13 protein-coding genes and 3 tRNA genes are annotated in these 16695 nt (G+C 57.9%); 14 read left to right on the forward strand and 2 right to left on the reverse strand.

Annotated features, from left to right (window positions below):
* Positions 1-14 precede the first annotated feature (14 nt).
* From ACN08Y_RS06250 to ACN08Y_RS06285, 8 genes are all read left to right on the forward strand, one after another.
* Complete coding sequence (locus tag ACN08Y_RS06250; RefSeq protein ID WP_419112144.1) at positions 15-1376, forward strand: pentapeptide repeat-containing protein; 1362 nt, start codon at positions 15-17, stop codon at positions 1374-1376.
* Positions 1377-1431: 55 nt separating this feature from the next.
* Complete coding sequence (locus ACN08Y_RS06255; protein ID WP_419112145.1) at positions 1432-2208, forward strand: fumarylacetoacetate hydrolase family protein; 777 nt, start codon at positions 1432-1434, stop codon at positions 2206-2208.
* Positions 2209-2252: 44 nt separating this feature from the next.
* Positions 2253-3770: a glutamate--tRNA ligase gene (gene gltX / locus ACN08Y_RS06260; protein WP_419112146.1), complete on the forward strand. Its 1518-nt coding sequence runs from the start codon at positions 2253-2255 to the stop codon at positions 3768-3770.
* A 276-nt stretch (positions 3771-4046) separates the two neighbouring features.
* Positions 4047-4118: transfer RNA gene (locus tag ACN08Y_RS06265), tRNA-Gln, on the forward strand.
* A gap of 25 nt (positions 4119-4143) precedes the next feature.
* Positions 4144-4216 (forward strand) — tRNA-Glu (locus ACN08Y_RS06270).
* Between the two features lie 179 nt (positions 4217-4395).
* Positions 4396-4468 (forward strand) — tRNA-Glu (locus tag ACN08Y_RS06275).
* Positions 4469-4613: 145 nt separating this feature from the next.
* Positions 4614-6413: a GTPase gene (locus ACN08Y_RS06280; protein ID WP_419112147.1), complete on the forward strand. Its 1800-nt coding sequence runs from the start codon at positions 4614-4616 to the stop codon at positions 6411-6413.
* 4 nt (positions 6414-6417) lie between these two features.
* The gene (locus ACN08Y_RS06285; protein WP_419112148.1) at positions 6418-8145 is read left to right on the forward strand and encodes a dynamin family protein; all 1728 of its coding nucleotides are present in this window, start codon (positions 6418-6420) and stop codon (positions 8143-8145) included.
* A gap of 74 nt (positions 8146-8219) precedes the next feature.
* Here ACN08Y_RS06285 and ACN08Y_RS06290 read toward each other — a convergent pair whose 3' ends face one another.
* Entirely contained in the window at positions 8220-8936 is a 717-nt protein-coding gene (locus ACN08Y_RS06290; protein WP_419099475.1) for an IclR family transcriptional regulator, read from the reverse strand.
* A gap of 211 nt (positions 8937-9147) precedes the next feature.
* Between ACN08Y_RS06290 and leuC the strand changes: the two genes are divergently transcribed.
* The 6 genes from leuC (at position 9148) to ACN08Y_RS06320 (ending at position 15922) form a co-directional block, all read left to right on the forward strand.
* Positions 9148-10569 carry a 3-isopropylmalate dehydratase large subunit gene (gene leuC / locus ACN08Y_RS06295; protein ID WP_419112149.1) on the forward strand — a complete coding sequence of 474 codons (1422 nt, stop codon included), beginning with the start codon at positions 9148-9150 and terminating at the stop codon, positions 10567-10569.
* A 57-nt stretch (positions 10570-10626) separates the two neighbouring features.
* Positions 10627-11214 (forward strand): 3-isopropylmalate dehydratase small subunit, encoded by a 588-nt coding sequence (leuD, locus tag ACN08Y_RS06300; protein WP_419099477.1) that lies wholly within the window; start codon positions 10627-10629, stop codon positions 11212-11214.
* Positions 11215-11531: 317 nt separating this feature from the next.
* Positions 11532-12854 carry a UDP-N-acetylglucosamine 1-carboxyvinyltransferase gene (murA, locus tag ACN08Y_RS06305; protein ID WP_419110303.1) on the forward strand — a complete coding sequence of 441 codons (1323 nt, stop codon included), beginning with the start codon at positions 11532-11534 and terminating at the stop codon, positions 12852-12854.
* Positions 12855-12856: 2 nt separating this feature from the next.
* Entirely contained in the window at positions 12857-13630 is a 774-nt protein-coding gene (locus tag ACN08Y_RS06310) for a lysophospholipid acyltransferase family protein (protein WP_419110304.1), read from the forward strand.
* Between the two features lie 32 nt (positions 13631-13662).
* Positions 13663-14751, forward strand: a complete 1089-nt coding sequence (locus tag ACN08Y_RS06315; protein ID WP_419112150.1) for an NAD(P)H-dependent glycerol-3-phosphate dehydrogenase — start codon at positions 13663-13665, stop codon at positions 14749-14751.
* A 16-nt stretch (positions 14752-14767) separates the two neighbouring features.
* Complete coding sequence (locus ACN08Y_RS06320) at positions 14768-15922, forward strand: D-alanine--D-alanine ligase family protein (RefSeq protein ID WP_419112189.1); 1155 nt, start codon at positions 14768-14770, stop codon at positions 15920-15922.
* A 100-nt stretch (positions 15923-16022) separates the two neighbouring features.
* Here ACN08Y_RS06320 and ACN08Y_RS06325 read toward each other — a convergent pair whose 3' ends face one another.
* On the reverse strand, positions 16023-16550 hold the full coding sequence (locus ACN08Y_RS06325) for a DUF3515 domain-containing protein (protein WP_419112151.1): 528 nt from the start codon (positions 16548-16550) through the stop codon (positions 16023-16025).
* Positions 16551-16695 lie beyond the last annotated feature (145 nt).

The raw sequence follows: 16695 nt of genomic DNA on the forward strand, positions 1-16695 counted from the left end.
TAGGTGCTGGGCTTGTGTCTCAGCGTGATTACCCGAACCTGACGCTCGGTAGCGCCCTGGGTCTGTGGGACGTGGGTTTTGCTGTGGCGGGCGGTGTAATCGCAGGGGCAATAGCCTGGTTCCTGCGGCGAAAGAATACCGTAAACAGCGGTTCCAATAGGTTGTTCCGTATTGTGGTGGCGGTTCTTCCGGCTCTTTTTGTGGTCTCTGCGTTGGCTACTTTGGTGTTAACTCTTTCTACCTATAACGGTGATTGGGTGGATGCCCGGCAGGGCCTTGCCACCGCTTTTGCGGCTTTGATTGCTGCGGTGGGTGTTGTGGTGTCTGTTGCTGTCAGTTACCAGACGGGCGAGGAAAACAGGCTTGCCCAGCAGGAGAACCTGAGGCGACAGCTCGAACATCAGCGGGAGATTGAGGACGAACGCGCCCAGCGGGAACAGAATAAGCAGGATGCTGAAATTATTAAGTCGCTCAATGACCGTCTGCATGAGATTTTGTCCCGCCGTTACAGCAAAAGTGAGAACCAACAGTCAGCAAGCTATTTCCAGTTAGCGGCCCTCTACCAGGATTGGGAAACCCTGGCGGCTTCATCGGAAATCGTGAGAAAACAGAAAAATAGCCAGCAAAGAAATATCCTCAAAATCTTATTTGGTGTCCCCCGCAAGGAAGGTGGGACGATCATTTGTCATAGAAAAGAACAAGAGGTAAGAACTCTTAACTCAATCATCCGGGATATCTTCCCAGAAACTACCGGTGATTTTGAGGAAGTCAGCGCAAGCAAAGATTCTGGCAGAGCAGAGCAGAAGAGTGTATTTGATCTTAGCTATTTGGACCTAGGCAAGCTCTCTTTTGCCGGTAGAAGTCTCGCTGCTGCACACTTGCAGCATGTTCATTTGCAGCGAGCTGATTTGCAGGGCGCAGACCTGCGGGAGGCTGATTTGCGGGGCGCATACCTGTGGTTCGCTGATTTGAAGGGCGTATACCTGTGGCTTGCTGATTTGCGGGGCGCATACCTATCGTACGCTGATTTGCAGGGCGCAGACCTGCGGGAGGCTAATTTGCAGGGCGCATACCTGCGGGAGGCTAATTTGCAGGGCGCAAAGCTGTGGGGTGCTCGTTTGCAGGGCGCAAACCTGGAGGGTGCTGATTTGCGGGGCGCAGACCTGCGATTTTTCTACCTAGAGAACGCTTCTTTCCTCGGTGCCGATGATGACATCCAAGATCAAAAGAATAGGGAAAAAGTCATCAACCAGCTCAGAAAAGCCAAATATCTTCCCTCTGGAGATGAGTTGCTCAATGCTAAAGACTTCGACCAGGCCCTGGCCGATGCCATCATCCAGGCCCACGAAGAATACCACAAAGACGACCAGCAGTAACCAGACACTTGCCTAGGCCACACCTAGCCTTGGCAAGTCCGGTAGGCTAGTAGCCATGCGCATTGCTCGATTTACCGTAGACGATAACCTTCACTTTGGCCTAGTTGAGGGTGAGCCCGGCTCCGAAACCCTCACCGTGCTGACCGGTGACCCTTTCTACACCGGGGTCAACCCCACCGATAAGAAGTACGACCTGGCGGACGTCCGCCTGCTGGCCCCCATCATTCCCCGCTCCAAAGTCATTGGAGCCGCCCGCAACTGGCGCGACCACGCCAGCGAGCTGGGCAACCAAACCCCCACCAGCCCGCAGTTCTTCTTCAAACCCAACACCTCCGTGATCGGCCCCGGCGATCCTATCGCCCTGCCCGACTGGTCCTCCGACGTGTCCTACGAGGGTGAACTGGCCGTTGTCATCGGCCGTATCGCCAAGTCCGTGCCGCTAGAGCGCGTACCCGAGGTCATCTACGGCTACACCGTAGCCAACGACCTGACCGCCCGCGACGCCCAGAACACCGATGTACAGTGGGCCCGCGCCAAGGGCTTTGACGGCTCCTGCCCGATCGGGCCCTGGATCGAAACCGACCTGGACACCGACGACCTAGCCATTCAGACCTGGGTGGACGGCGACCTTAAACAGGACGGCACTACCGCCGACATGGTTTTCTCCGTAGCCGAGCTCGTAGCCGCCGCCAGCGAATACTTCACCCTGCTACCCGGTGACGTCATCCTCACCGGCACCCCCGCAGGAGTAGGCCGCCTGACTGCAGGCAACCAGGTGGAGATCGAAGTTGAAGGCATTGGCTCCCTGATCAACACCGTCCGCGCCGACTAAAAACTTTTCCTAGAACCCACAACGAAAGAGATGTGACCCCACCCATGACTGATTACGCCCTCAAGCTGTCAGACCCCAGCGAAACCCGCGTGCGTTTCTGCCCCTCACCCACCGGCACCCCCCACGTGGGCATGGTCCGCACTGCCCTCTTCAACTGGGCCTACGCCAAGCACACCGGCGGCAAGCTCATCTTCCGTATTGAAGACACCGACGCCGCTCGTGACTCCGAAGAGTCCTTCAACCAGGTTCTCGAATCCCTGCAGTGGCTGGGTATTCACTGGGACGAGGGTGTAGGTGTAGGCGGCCCCCACGAACCCTACCGCCAGTCACAGCGCATGGACATCTACGCCCAGATTATTGACAAGCTCAAGGCCGGCGGCTTCGTTTACGAAGATTTTTCCACCCCCGAAGAGGTTGAGGAGCGCCACCGCGCCAAGGGCGAAGACCCCAAGCTGGGCTACGACAACTTTGACCGCGACCTGACCGAAGAGCAGAAGGCCGCCTACCGTGCCGAGGGCCGCACCCCCGTTTTGCGCCTGCGCATGCCCGATGAAGACATCACCTTCAAGGACCTGGTGCGCGGCGAAATCACCTTCAAGGCCGGTTCCGTTCCCGACTTCGTTGTGGTGCGCGCTAACGGTCGCCCCCTCTACACCCTGGTCAACCCCGTAGACGATGCCCTCATGGGTATCACCCACGTTTTGCGCGGCGAAGATCTGCTGTCCTCCACCCCCCGCCAGATCGCCCTCTACCGGGCGCTGGTTGCCGTGGGTGTTACCAGCTTCATCCCTGAGTTCGGCCACCTGCCCTACGTCATGGGCCAAGGTAACAAGAAGCTCTCCAAGCGCGACCCCGAGTCCAGCCTCTACAACCTGCTCGATGCTGGCTTCATTAAGGAGGGCCTGCTTAACTACCTGTCCCTGCTGGGCTGGTCCCTGTCCCATGACGAAGATATCTTCAGCATGGACACCATGGTTGAGCACTTTGATGTCAAGGACGTGCTGGCTAACCCTGCCCGCTTTGATCTCAAAAAGGCAGAAGCTATCAACGGCACCCACATTCGCCTGCTTGAGGCAGAGGACTTCCGCAACCGCCTGGTTCCCTTCCTGCACAAGGACGGCCTGGTCACCGCCAAGAGCTTTGAGGAGCTGACTGAGCGCGAGCAGGCTACCCTGACCCAAGCCGCCCCGCTGGTTCAGGAGCGTATGCAGTTGCTGGGGGAGACCGCCGGACTGCTGGGCTTCCTCTTCACAAAGGACCAAGAGATTGAGGTCGCTGAGGACGCCGCCAAGCAGCTCAAAGAGTCAGCACCCGCTGTGCTCCAAGCCGCTCTCACAGCTCTTGAACCCCTGGAGACCTTCACTGCCCAGGCTATTGAGGAAGCCCTGCGTAGCGCCATCGTGGAGGGCCTAGAGATTAAGCCTCGCCTGGCTTTTGGCCCCGTGCGTACCGCTGTCAGCGGTGCCCGCATCTCACCTCCGCTCTTTGAGTCCATGGAGATTCTAGGGAAGGAGTCCTCGCTGGCTCGCCTCAAGAAACTGCACCAGGAGCTTGCCGCCTAAGCCGGCGATACTCTAAACCAAGAACCTGCCTGACCCCAGCTCTGGGGAGGGGCAGGTTCTTTAGCTTTTTGGGGCACCCCCAAAAAATTTTTTGAAGGGAATTTTTGGCCCCAAAAACCGCGAAAAACCGGGGAACTTTGGGATTCTGTGCGCCCTGAAAGAAGGCCTTGTGATGTAGGTCTACCCTTTTCAAGTTGCACGCCCCTTGGGGGTCGTATAAAGTTATAACTCGTTGCGGCGATGAATTCCCCAGGGAAATCAGCTAAGCAATGATAATGGGATATGGTGTAATTGGCAACACTACGGTTTCTGGTACCGTCATTCTAGGTTCGAGTCCTGGTATCCCAGCGAACATCTTGTTTCAAGATGTTACGGCCCCATCGTATAGCGGCCTAGTACTCCGCCCTCTCACGGCGGCAACACCGGTTCAAATCCGGTTGGGGTCACAGGCTAAAGATTCCTCCACCTAATGTTTAGGTGGGGGAATTTTTTTGTTCCCGCTGTTGGCTGTGTGCTAAGGTCCCGCTGTGGCTGAAACTACAGTATCTCAAGTTGCGTACTAGCGGGGTGGCCTATATAGTTTTATCTGTTGCCACAAAGGTAGCAGCTCTTTTTTGAGAGCAAGGGCCCCATCGTATAGCGGCCTAGTACTCCGCCCTCTCACGGCGGCAACACCGGTTCAAATCCGGTTGGGGTCACAGGCTAAAGATTCCTCCACCTAAAGTTTAGGTGGGGGAATTTTTTGTACCCTGTGCTGACCGGCAGGCACCAGCGGCAAGATAGGTGGCGACAGTTCCACTGATAGGGCAGCTCCGGCGCTAGGAACATGCCAGAATAGGGAGTGTGTACAACCAAACTATTCTTAATACCCTGGCCTCCGTGCGAGAAGCCCGCAACACCCTCGCGGCGGCTTCTTTCCCGCTGAACACAGGATCGGCTGAACAAGCTCAGCAAGAAGCCAAAACCGCAGTCACCCAGCTCGACGACTACATCTTGCCTAAGCTCTCCACCCTGGATGCGCCCCTGACCCTGGTCGTTGGTGGCTCCACTGGAGCCGGCAAATCAACCCTGGTTAACACGCTCATCGGTGAGCCTGTGACCCGTTCCGGGGCTATCCGCCCCACTACCCGCCAGCCCGTGCTGCTCTATAGGCCCGAGGACGTCGCTGCCTTTACCCCTGAGCGGATTCTTCCGCATCTGGTACGCCTTCCGGTTGAACCCGGCCAGGCCCTACCGGGGGCCAACCCCCACAGCGGCCAAGACGAGCTGGTGACCGTCCCGGTCGATTCCCTGCCCAAGGGCATTGCACTGATTGATGCCCCCGACTTTGACTCGGTGAGCGAGGAGAACCGTCGTCTTGCCCAGCAACTGCTACGAGCCGCTGACCTCTGGCTCTTTGTCACCACCGCTAACCGCTACGCAGATGCCCTGCCCTGGGAGATCCTGCGACAGGCGGCTACCCGAGATATCACCATTGCCGTGGTACTCAACCGTGTGCCCGAGGGCAGCGAGGACGAGATCGAAGCAGATCTGAGCCGAATGCTGGCCGAAGCCGGTATCACCCCTGCCCTGATTCACTCTGTGACCGAGCAGGAACGTGATGAGCGCGGCCTGCTTCCTAGCGTGGCCCTGCTCCCCTTGATTTTCTGGTTACGTTCACTGGGCGCCGACACCGATGCCCGTGGTGATATCGCCCGCCGTACTCTGGAGGGGGCTGTGCGTTCTGTAGCCCGCCAGGCAAGCGGTCTAGCTCAGGCCGCGCAAGACCAACAAGCCGCAGAAAACCGTCTGCGGGCCGACGCTACCAGCGCTTTCGCACGCGCCCTGACCAACCTGAACGAAAGCACGCAGGACGGCCAGATGCTCCGAGGCGAAGTACTGGGGCGCTGGCAAGACTTTGTGGGTACCGGAGAATTCTTCCGCCAGGTAGAAACAACCGTGGGCAAGGTGCGCGACCGTATCGCAGGCTTTTTCAGGGGAACCCCGCCCACACAGGCTGTTGAGGTAGAACAGGCCCTTGAAGTCAGCCTGCACTCGGTCATTATGGAAGAGGCAGCTACTGCCGCCGAAACCGTCCAGCGCCGCTGGCTCGAAGACCGTGCAGGCCGTGCGCTGCTGGCTGGGGAGGACCTCGCCAAGCTGGACGATAGCTTCTCCGAAGACGTGGCCGAAAGCATCCGTGCCTGGCAACAAGATGTCATGGACATCATCTCTGCCGAGGGTGCAGGCAAACGCCAAAAGGCCCGCTTCATGTCCCTGGGCGTGAACGTAACGGCCGTGATTTTGATGGTCGCGGTCTTCTCAATGACCGGTGGACTGACCGGCGTTGAAGTCGGTATTGCCGGTGGCTCCGGTGTGATTGGCCAAAAGCTCCTTGAAGCTATCTTTGGTGAGGACGCTGTGCGCCGCATGGCAACCGGTGCCCGCACCCGGCTCGAAGAGCGCATTGGCGAGCTACTTGAAACCCAGCAGGCCCGCTTTATCGACCGCCTTGAATCTGTTACCGGGCAGGGGAGCGAGGACCAGGCCCGCCCCACTGCCAGCGACCTAGAAGCTGTTGCCACCACCTTGAACACCGCAAGCACCCAGCTAGCGGCCAGTGTTCAGCTACCTGCCGCTTCTGAAACAACCACCGAGAGCTAAAACCGTGACACCAACTTCTACCAGCAAGGCAGAGCCTGCCACCACAGCACTGGCCACCACCGTGGATGCCCTCACCACCGCCCTCGACTTAGGCCAAGGCCGCCTAGACCCCGAAATCCTGGCAAAGGGCCGCCTGGTCCTGGAGCGGGTTGCTACTCGCCGCGAACTCTCAGCAGAACACACCGTGATTGGTTTCTTCGGGGCTACCGGTTCCGGTAAATCAACCCTGTTTAATGCGGTGGTTGGCAAAGAGATCGCCAAGTCCGCCGCCCGCCGGCCCACCACATCGACCGCCCAGGCCGCCGTCTGGGGTAAAGAGGGCGTTGAACCCCTCCTGGACTGGCTGGGCGTAAGCAACCGAACCTACATGGACGAGGACCCTGCCCAAGCGGCAGAAGCCCTCAACCGGGCCGATGTGCCGGTTACCGTGGGCATGTGGAACAAAATCCGTACATCGGTGGGTGCCGGTAAAACAGAAGAAGCCACCGGTGGTCTAGTCCTGCTTGACCTGCCCGACTTCGACTCGGTGGAGGCCTCCAACCGCAAAATCGTGGAGAAAATGGCGCAGTGCGTGGACGTTCTGGTCTGGGTCATGGACCCCCAGAAATACGCTGACGCCGTGATTCACCAGGACTTCATCCAGCCCCTAGCCGCCCACGGCGCTGTAACCTTGGCTGTGCTCAACCAGGTAGATCGCCTGGATGAGGCTGAACTGCCTGCCGTGCTGGACTCCCTCAAACTGCTTCTGGCCAAGGACGGGCTAACCAGCACCCTGCTGGCTGACCCCCTGGGTGTTTCAGCCCGCACCGGCCATAACATTCCACGTCTGCGGGAGATCTTGGGGCAGGTCGCTGTCGCCAAAAATGCCGCTGTGGCCCGTATCGAGGCAGACCTGGCCGGGGTTCGCTCAGAACTTGCTACCCAGGACGGGCAGGGGGAACCGGCAGGCATCACCGCCCCCGCTATGACCCAGCTTGAAGAGGGCTTCTACCGGGCCTCCGGCGCTGAAGGCTTGGTCAAAGCGGCCTCCGATTCATATAAGCTCCACGCCGCCGAGAAAACCGGCTGGATCGCCACCCGGTGGGTCCTCAAGATTAAACGGGACCCCCTCAAACGCCTGGGCCTGCACAAAGAACACGATGGGGCACCCATCAGCAAGTCCTCACTGCCTCCGCTCGGTACGCCCCAGAAGGCGGCGCTGAGCACCAGCCTGCGCACCTTTGCAGGTCAGGCATCGGAGGGCCTGGCAGAACCCTGGAGCCACTCCATCCGGTCAGCCGCCCGAACTTACGAAGAACACCTACCCCGCGAAATTGAACGGGCGGCCGCCAGCGTCCACTACGAGGCAACCAAAAAACGCTGGTGGTGGCACCTGCTCAACATCTTGCAGTGGGTAGGGTTAGCAGCAGCTCTGCTTGGCCTGCTCTGGTTGACCGCGCTCGCCGCCGCAAGCTACTTCCAGCTTGTGCTACCAGACCCGCCCACGGTTGAGGGCTTCCCGCTACCTGTGCCCACCCTCCTGGTGGTTACGGGCCTCTTGGCCGGTATTCTGGTAGCTACGCTGGGTCGAGCCATAGCTACTGTTGGCTATCGTATGTACGCCAAGGGTATTCGCCGTCAGCTTGAAGAAAATATGAGTGACGTAGCCTCACGCTGTGTCCTTGAACCCGTTCAAGAGGAACTGGATCGACTTGCCAACTACCGCAAGGCACTGGCCCAGGCCGGTAAGTAACTTTACGGTCTCACAGAAGAAGCCCCGGTACCCACAAGGGTACCGGGGCTCTTTCTTGGTCTGAGAGCAGAAGGCTAGCTCCGTAAGGCTTCTGATAGTGCAGCAGCCGCTTCACATACCACCTCAGCGTGCAGGCGGCCGGGTTGGCGGCTCAGGCGCTCAATCGGGCCGGAGATAGAGACGGCGGCAATCACCTTGCCGGAGGGGGAGCGAACCGGTGCGGAGACTGAGGCGGTACCGCGCTCGCGCTCACCCACGGACTGCGCCCAGCCCCTGCGGCGGACAGTTGCCAGCATGGTGGCAGAAAAACGAGCACTGTGCAGGCCCTCGACCAGGCGGGCGTGATCCTCCCAGGCAGTGAGTACCTGGGCGGCTGAACCTGCCTTCATAGAGAGCTGGGTGCCCACCGGAATGGTGTCGCGCAGGCCGATGGGCCGTTCAGCGGAGGCTACGCAGACCCGCCAATCACCCTGCCGACGGAAAATTTGTGAAGATTCACCCGTAGCATTACGCAGGTTGTTGAGGACGGGGCCAGCGGCGGCAATCAAACGATCTTCGCCAGCGGCACTTGAGAGTTCACTGAGACGGGGCCCCAACATAAACCGGCCCTGAACATCGCGGGCTACCAGCCTGTGGTGTGTGAGGGCAACAGCTAGACGGTGGGCGGTGGGGCGAGCCAGACCGGTAGCTTCAACAAGCTGGGAAAGGGTGGCGGGGCCAGCTTCAAGGCAGTCAAGAATGTGCGCGGCTTTATCAAGTACGCCGACGCCGGAGCTAGGCTTCTCTTGCATAGTGGGCAACTTTCGCAGATGGGCCGGTGCGTTGGCCCAGTGATTATGTGTGATGCGATCTTTCGGGGGTGAAAGATAATGGGTATATGGATTGTGTCTGAGTACTTTAATTTTGACTTCTCATATTCTGATATGCAAGTTCGTTTATTGGAAAGATGAGTGCGGTGCCGTCACACTTATTAACGCATCACAATAATTTTTGGAGGACTTGATGGCTGGTAGCACCGACCATACCCCGCGTACATTGGCTGAAAAAGTCTGGGAGGCGCACACCGTAGTGCCCGGTACAGACGGTAAGCCCGACTTGCTCTACATCGATCTGCACCTGGTTCACGAAGTAACCTCACCTCAGGCTTTCGAGGGGTTGCGTCTTGAGGGGCGTCCACTGCGTCGCCTGGACCTGACCATTGCAACCGAGGACCACAACACCCCCACTGAGAATATTTTCTCGACGATTGCAGATCTCACCTCACGCACCCAGATTGAGACCCTGCGTAAGAACGCTAAAGAATTCGGTGTACGTATCCATTCACTCGGTGATCAAGAACAGGGTATCGTTCACGTGGTTGGCCCCCAACTGGGCCTGACTATGCCCGGTATGACCGTTGTCTGCGGTGACTCACACACCTCAACCCACGGTGCTTTCGGTGCCTTGGCGTTTGGTATCGGCACCTCCGAGGTTGAGCACGTCATGGCAACCCAGACCCTGCCCCTGGCTCCTTTCAAGACCATGGCTATTAACGTAGAGGGTACCCTCAAGCCCGGTGTGACCGCTAAGGACATTATCCTGGCTGTTATTGCCGAAATCGGTACCGGTGGTGGCCAGGGCTACGTGCTGGAATACCGGGGCTCCGCCATCCGCTCCCTCTCTATGGAGGGGCGCATGACCATCTGCAACATGTCCATCGAGGCAGGTGCCCGCGCCGGTATGGTTGCACCCGATGAGACGACCTTTGAATACGTTAAAGGCCGCCCCCACGCACCTACCGGTACCGACTGGGATGCCGCCCTTGAATACTGGAAGACCCTGCCCACCGACGAGGGTGCAACCTTTGATCATGAGGTTTTCATCAACGCAGATGAGCTAGAGCCTTTTGTCACCTGGGGCACCAACCCCGGCCAGGGTGTCCCCTTGTCCCAGGCTGTTCCCTTCCCCGAAGACTTTGCCGATGAGAACGAGCAGAAGGCCGCCGCTCGCGCCCTGGAATATATGGGCCTGACCGCTGGTACCCCCATGAAAGAGATCCCCGTTGATGTCGTCTTCCTGGGTTCCTGCACCAACTCCCGCATCGAGGACCTGCGTGCCGCCGCCGAAATCCTCAAGGGCAAGACCATGGCAGAGGGTGTTCGCATGATGGTTGTCCCCGGTTCCCACAGGGTTCGCACCCAGGCAGAAGCTGAGGGCCTGGACCAGATTTTCAAGGATTTTGGCGCAGACTGGCGCTTTGCCGGTTGTTCTATGTGCCTGGGCATGAACCCGGACCAGCTGGCATCGGGGGAGCGTTGCGCCTCAACCTCTAACCGTAACTTTGAAGGCCGCCAGGGCAAGGGCGGGCGCACCCACCTGGTCTCACCCCTGGTTGCTGCCGCTACCGCTATCCGCGGTACTCTCTCAGCTCCCGCTGACCTCTAGAGCGGAATAAGTCATCGAATTTGAGTACCCGGATAGCCGGGTAGAAACGGATTTTTCATGGAACCGATTAAAAAGCACACCGGAATTGGCGTGCCCCTGAGGGCCTCCAACGTCGATACCGACCAAATTATCCCCGCCGTCTATCTCAAGCGCGTCACCAAGACCGGCTTTGACGATGCCCTCTTTGCGGGCTGGCGCAAGGATGAGAACTTTGTTCTCAACCGGCAACCCTACAAGCAGGGTTCCGTGCTGGTTGCCGGCCCCGACTTCGGTACCGGATCATCACGAGAGCACGCCGTCTGGGCTTTGAAGGATTACGGCTTTCGCGTTGTTATCTCGGCTCGTTTTGCTGACATCTTCCGGGGTAACTCGGGCAAGCAGGGTTTGGTGGCTGCTCAGGTTGATCAGGACAACATTGAGCTGATCTGGAAGCAGCTTGAGACCGAGCCCGGTACTGAAGTGACGGTGGACCTGGAAGAGAAAACCGTCACCGTCGGTGCCTTGACCGTTCCTTTCCAGATTGACGACTACGTCCGCTGGCGCCTCATGGAAGGCCTCGATGACATCGGGCTAACCCTGCAACATGAAGAAGCTATTACAGCCTACGAGGCTAACCGCCCCGCCTGGTTACCGCGCACTCAGTAAAGCAAGGAATCAGTATAAGGCCACATCAGACCAGGGAGCCGGCAGAAAATAGGTAGGTGCCCTGGGCCCTTTAAAGGGGGGCGCTGGTGCACCATTATGGTGGAGAACACTGCCCCCAGTAGGCCCTACTCTGAACTCTGAGGTAAAGTTGTTAGGCAAGGTTTTATTCACCAATTTTTGCTTGATGCGTGAAATAATGCTGTGAAGGTGTCGGTCGCCTAGGCGGGCACCACAGATTTATCCATGCAACGCTTCAGGTTAAAAGGGGCGAGCCGAGTAGACTACTCGGAAGACAGAAAATTTACGATTGGATATACATGGTCAGCGCACTGCGTATTGAAGGTGGCACCCCTCTCAAGGGCGAGGTTAACGTCCGTGGTGCCAAGAACCTGGTCCCCAAGGCTATGGTTGCCGCTCTCTTGGGTTCAACCCCTTCGGTGTTGCGCAACGTCCCCGAAATTAAGGATGTCAAGGTCGTCACCGACCTAGTAGAACTCCACGGCGTTTCTGTGGACTACGATGTGGAGGCAGGCGAGCTCCGCATGGACCCCACCAAGGTCTCTGTCGCCAACCATACCGACATCGAAGTTCACGCCGGTGACTCCCGTATTCCAATCCTGCTCTGCGGTCCTCTGCTGCACACCATCGGTGAGGCTTTCATTCCTGACCTGGGTGGCTGTAAGATTGGCGACCGCCCCATCAACTACCACCTGCGTGTGCTTGAAAAGTTCGGCGCCAAGATTGAGAAACTGCCCACCGGTATCTCCATGAAGGCTCCCGCTGGCGGTCTACAGGGCGCTCAGATTCCCCTGGAATACCCCTCTGTGGGTGCTACCGAGCAGGTTCTTCTGGCAGCAACCCGCGCCAAGGGCAAGACCGAACTAACCGGCGCGGCTATTGAGCCAGAAATCATGGATCTGATTGCAATCCTTCAGAAGATGGGCGCAATCATCACTGTTGAGACCGACCGCCAGATCATCATCGAAGGTGTAGATGAGCTCACCGGCTTTAACCACGTAGCTATGCCTGACCGCAACGAATCAGCCTCCTGGGCCTCTGCAGCACTGGCAACAGGCGGCGATATATTCGTGCGCAACGCTAACCAGAAGGACCTGTCAACGTTCATCAACGTCTACCGCAAGCTTGGTGGCGGCCTGGACATTAGTGACGAAGGCATCCGCTTCTTCCACCAGGGCGAGGACCTGAATCCCTTATTCGTTGAAACCAACGTACACCCCGGCTTTATGACCGACTGGCAGCAGCCACTTGTTGTTGCCATGACCCAGGCTAAAGGCGTGAGCCTGGTCCACGAGACTGTCTACGAGAACCGCTTCGGTTTCACCGATGCCCTGGTCCGCATGGGCGCTACTATCCAGCTCCACAAGGACTGTTTAGGCCCCACCCCCTGCCGTTTTGGCCACCAGAACTTCAAGCACTCAGCTGTCATTACCGGCAAGACACCCCTGCGTGGTACAGATATTAACGTGCCCGACCTGCGCGGTGGTTTCTCCCACGTGATCGCGGCGCTGACTGCTGAGGGTACATCTAACGTCACCGGCGTTACGGTTATTTCCCGTGGCTATGAGCACTTTGTAGATAAGCTCACCGCCCTGGGAGCTGACTTCGAGGTTACTGCCTAGTCATGAGTAAGCACAGCGCATGGCCGAAAGAGATTAAGCCAAGCAAGCGGGGGGATGCAGTCTACCGAGCCGCAGGGCACCTGCTCAGGCCTCTCTACAATCTGCCGATGCGGCCCGAGATGATTGGCATGGAAAAGCTTCCTGCCGACGGCGGGTTTATTGTGGTGGCAAACCATGTCACCGAGATTGACCCCATCACCGTTGCCTACCCGCTCTTCATGCGGGGGGTACTGCCGCGCTTCTTGGCAAAAGACTCTCTCTTCCGTGTGCCGCTCCTCGGCTGGCTCATGCGTCAGTGCGCTCACATCCCCGTTACCCGAGGCTCAGCACAAGCAGCTAAGTCACTGGAGGTGGCTCAAGCTGTGCTGAGCTCCGGGGGAGCGGTGCTGATTTTCCCCGAAGGCACCTTGACCAAGGACCCTGAACTCTGGCCCATGACCGGTAAATCCGGTGCTGCCCGTCTGGCTTTAGCCACAGGTGCACCCGTCTACCCGATTGCCCATTGGGGTGACCAGGACTTCTTGCCGCAGTACGGTAAGCCCCGCTTTGGCTTCCCCCGTAAAAAAGTCAGTATTGTTGTGGGGGACCCCATCGACTGGAGCGATCTGCTTGAAGACCGTGAACCAGGTACCCACTATAGTCATAGCCAACTGACCGCTGTCACTAACCGCATGCTTGACCGGATTACTGACCTGCTTGAGGATATTAGAGGAGAAAAGGCCCCCGAAGGGCGCTGGAATTCAGTTTTGAACGTCCGTCAATCACCGGAGCAGTAGGCCCAGACACCCGACCGGAAAGGGACCCCACAATGAGCACCTCCGATATCCACCAAGTCGCTGTTTTAGGCGCAGGAAGCTGGGGCACAGCCTTTGCCAAGGTCCTTGCCGATGCCGCGCGGGCAACCGGTAGCAACCGGAAAATAAGTCTGTGGGGGCGTAACCCGCAAACCATGGACAAGATGTCTAAGACCCGCATTAACGAGGCCTACTTCCCCGGTACCCTTCTGCCGGAAAATCTCACGATGACCTCGGACCTTGCTCAGGCTCTTACCGGTGCCCAGATCGTGGTGTTAGCTATCCCTGCTCAGGTCCTGCGGTCTCAGCTTGAAACTGTAGCTCCGCTACTGGCACCCGATGCCCTGCTCGTCTCACTAGCTAAGGGCCTTGAAATGGGAACCGGCCTGCGCATGAGCGAGGTTATTGTCGATTCTCTCCAAGGGCACCTGGTTGCAACCGGCGCTTCTCCCCAAGAAATCGAAAGCGTACCCCACCGCGTTACTGTGCTCTCAGGCCCTAACCTAGCCAAAGAAATTATTGTGGAGCAACCTACCACCAGCGTTGTTGCCGCAACAACCGAGGCAAGCGCACGCACCGTCGCTTCAGTTTGCGCGGCAGGCTACTTTAGGCCCTACACCAACACCGACATTGTGGGGGTTGAGATTGGTGGGCTGGTCAAGAACGTGATTGCCCTCTGCGTTGGTATGTGCGAAGGCAAACAGTACGGCGATAATTCCAAGGCCTCAGTGATGACCCGTGGGCTGGCCGAAACAACCCGTCTTGCCCTGGCTCTGGGAGGCAAACTGGAAACCATGAGCGGGCTTGCTGGCATGGGCGATCTGATTGCTACCTGCTCGTCCCCGCTTTCCCGAAATCACACTGCCGGTCGTCTGCTAGCTGAAGGAATCGCTCCCGATGAGCTTTACACCGTAATGACCCAGACCGCAGAGTCCATCAAATCTGCCCCCGTTGTGGCAGAACTCGCGCGAAAAGTAGGGGTAGAAATGCCCATTACAGAAGCTGTAGTAGCGGTCCTCAACCGTACAATATCAGTTGAAGAACTTGCCCCCGCGCTTCTAGGGCGCTCTCTCAAATCAGAAGATATCGAACCTACCAAGTAAGTGGGTTGAGAACAGAATCTCCCCGCCCCCATCAAAGGACGCTATGACCACAACCAGCACTAAACCCACCGTTGCTCTACTCTGCGGTGGGCGTTCCTCCGAGCACTCAATTTCTTTGATTACCGCACGCGGTGTACTGGGGGCTATCGACCACGATAAATACACCGTGGTGACTATCGGTATTACCCGTGACGGCCGCTGGTACCTGACCGATGAAGAAACCCTGACCCGTTTAACCGAAGCGAGCGCGCTGGCTGATTTTCCCGCCGAGGGCAAACAGGTCTTCCTGCCTCTGGGTGGTGGCGATAACCGCCTGCGTCTGATTGATTCCACCGATGAAACCCGGGTGGAGCTTGGCCCCGCGATTGATGTTGTCTTTCCTCTCTTACACGGCCCCTTTGGCGAAGATGGCACAGTTCAGGGTCTGCTCGAAATGGCGGACTTGCGATATGTTGGCTGTGGTGTCGCGTCATCAGCGGTAGGCATGGATAAGCATCTCATGAAGGTTGCCTTTGAGGCGGCAGGTCTTGAAGTTGGCCCCTACGAAGTTGTCACCCACCGCCAGTGGGTCCTTGACCAGGCCGGTGCCCGTGAGCGAATCAGCCAGCTGGGTTATCCTGTCTTTGTTAAGCCTGCCCGTGCCGGGTCTTCCTTTGGCATCACTAAGGTTGATTCTGCTGACCAGCTTGATGCCGCAATTGCCGAGGCGCAGAAGCACGACCCAAAGCTTGTGATTGAGACCGGGATTGTGGGCCGCGAGATTGAGTGCGCGGTGCTCGATGGCCACCACTCTGAGCTACCCCGCGCTTCCTACCCCGGTGAGATCGTGGTGGTTGACCGTGAACACGATTTCTATGACTTTGAGGCTAAGTACGTTTCGAAGACCTCTGCCGAGACTCGATGCCCGGCGGACTTACCCGCTGAAGTTTCGGAGCGTATGCGCAAGCTAGCTATTGAGGCTTTCCTAGCTGTTGACGGTGAGGGCCTGTGCCGCGCTGATTTCTTCTACACTGAGGACGGCCGCCTGGTGATCAACGAGGTCAACACTATGCCCGGCTTTACCCCCATTTCCATGTATAAAACCATGTGGGAAAATACCGGTATTGCCTATAGCGACCTAATCGATCAACTGATTTCCTTGGCCATGGAACGCCCGCTGGGCCTGCGTTAGAGCTAGCCGAGCTGGACCCTTATCGGCTAATTATCAATGTCCCCGGTCTCTCATGGCAGAGACACCGGGGACATTCTAATATTCGGGCTGGAAGGGATATTTAGCCGACCCCACCCTGAACATCGGTGAGCGTATCCTCCACATTGGTGCACTGCTTCTTCTGGGGGAGTTGCTCCACCGCAGAGGCCAGCTCTGCCAATACGGTTGATGAGGAAACCCGGTCGGCTTCAAAAGTTACCTGGATTGCAGGTTCTCGGCCAAAGGTTTCTGCATACCATGTTCCCGTTGCGGTTTGCTCTGATGATTGGGCCTGTTCCTTATCGGTGGGTTTCACAATCCAATCAACACCATTGACCGACTGGCAGGGGTCTGAGACCGGGGCGGTGGGGAGCTCTACACCGCATTTAAGAACAATTGCCGTGGGTTCACCCCAGGCTGTTGTCGCCTGCGCTGTCGTTTCCCGTTGGTCTAAACCGCTTAGGGTTTTGGGCATGGCAACCATAGCTTTGGCGCAGGCAGGATTGGTGGCATCGGGTGCGGGCTGAAGATTAACCGCGTTCGGTCCGCAGGCGGTGATGCTGGCAGTTAGGACAAGGAGAGGAAGAATCTTTTGATGGTCTATGCTCACCTGCCCATTGTATAACTTTCGCTACTTGAGCCCCACCTGACGGCTTGAAACGGTGGCTGATTTGCCAGTGATTGGGTAGTGTGGTGGTTGATGAATTGAACACTATCGGACCAGTAGAGCCCGTGATCACCGGGGGAGGAACCCC

Origin of the sequence: Rothia sp. P5764, from assembly GCF_048512965.1 — a bacterium.
In the GTDB taxonomy this organism is placed as follows: Bacteria; Actinomycetota; Actinomycetes; order Actinomycetales; family Micrococcaceae; genus Rothia.

What these genes read in the sequence shown, in the direction of transcription:
- leuC (WP_419112149.1), top strand. Translation starts at nt 9,148, where the DNA reads ATGGCTGGTAGCACCGACCATACCCCGCGTACATTGGCTGAAAAAGTC.
- gltX (WP_419112146.1), top strand. Translation starts at nt 2,253, where the DNA reads ATGACTGATTACGCCCTCAAGCTGTCAGACCCCAGCGAAACCCGCGTG.
- ACN08Y_RS06290 (WP_419099475.1), bottom strand. Translation starts at nt 8,936, where the DNA reads ATGCAAGAGAAGCCTAGCTCCGGCGTCGGCGTACTTGATAAAGCCGCG.
- ACN08Y_RS06255 (WP_419112145.1), top strand. Translation starts at nt 1,432, where the DNA reads ATGCGCATTGCTCGATTTACCGTAGACGATAACCTTCACTTTGGCCTA.
- murA (WP_419110303.1), top strand. Translation starts at nt 11,532, where the DNA reads ATGGTCAGCGCACTGCGTATTGAAGGTGGCACCCCTCTCAAGGGCGAG.
- ACN08Y_RS06310 (WP_419110304.1), top strand. Translation starts at nt 12,857, where the DNA reads ATGAGTAAGCACAGCGCATGGCCGAAAGAGATTAAGCCAAGCAAGCGG.
- leuD (WP_419099477.1), top strand. Translation starts at nt 10,627, where the DNA reads ATGGAACCGATTAAAAAGCACACCGGAATTGGCGTGCCCCTGAGGGCC.
- ACN08Y_RS06315 (WP_419112150.1), top strand. Translation starts at nt 13,663, where the DNA reads ATGAGCACCTCCGATATCCACCAAGTCGCTGTTTTAGGCGCAGGAAGC.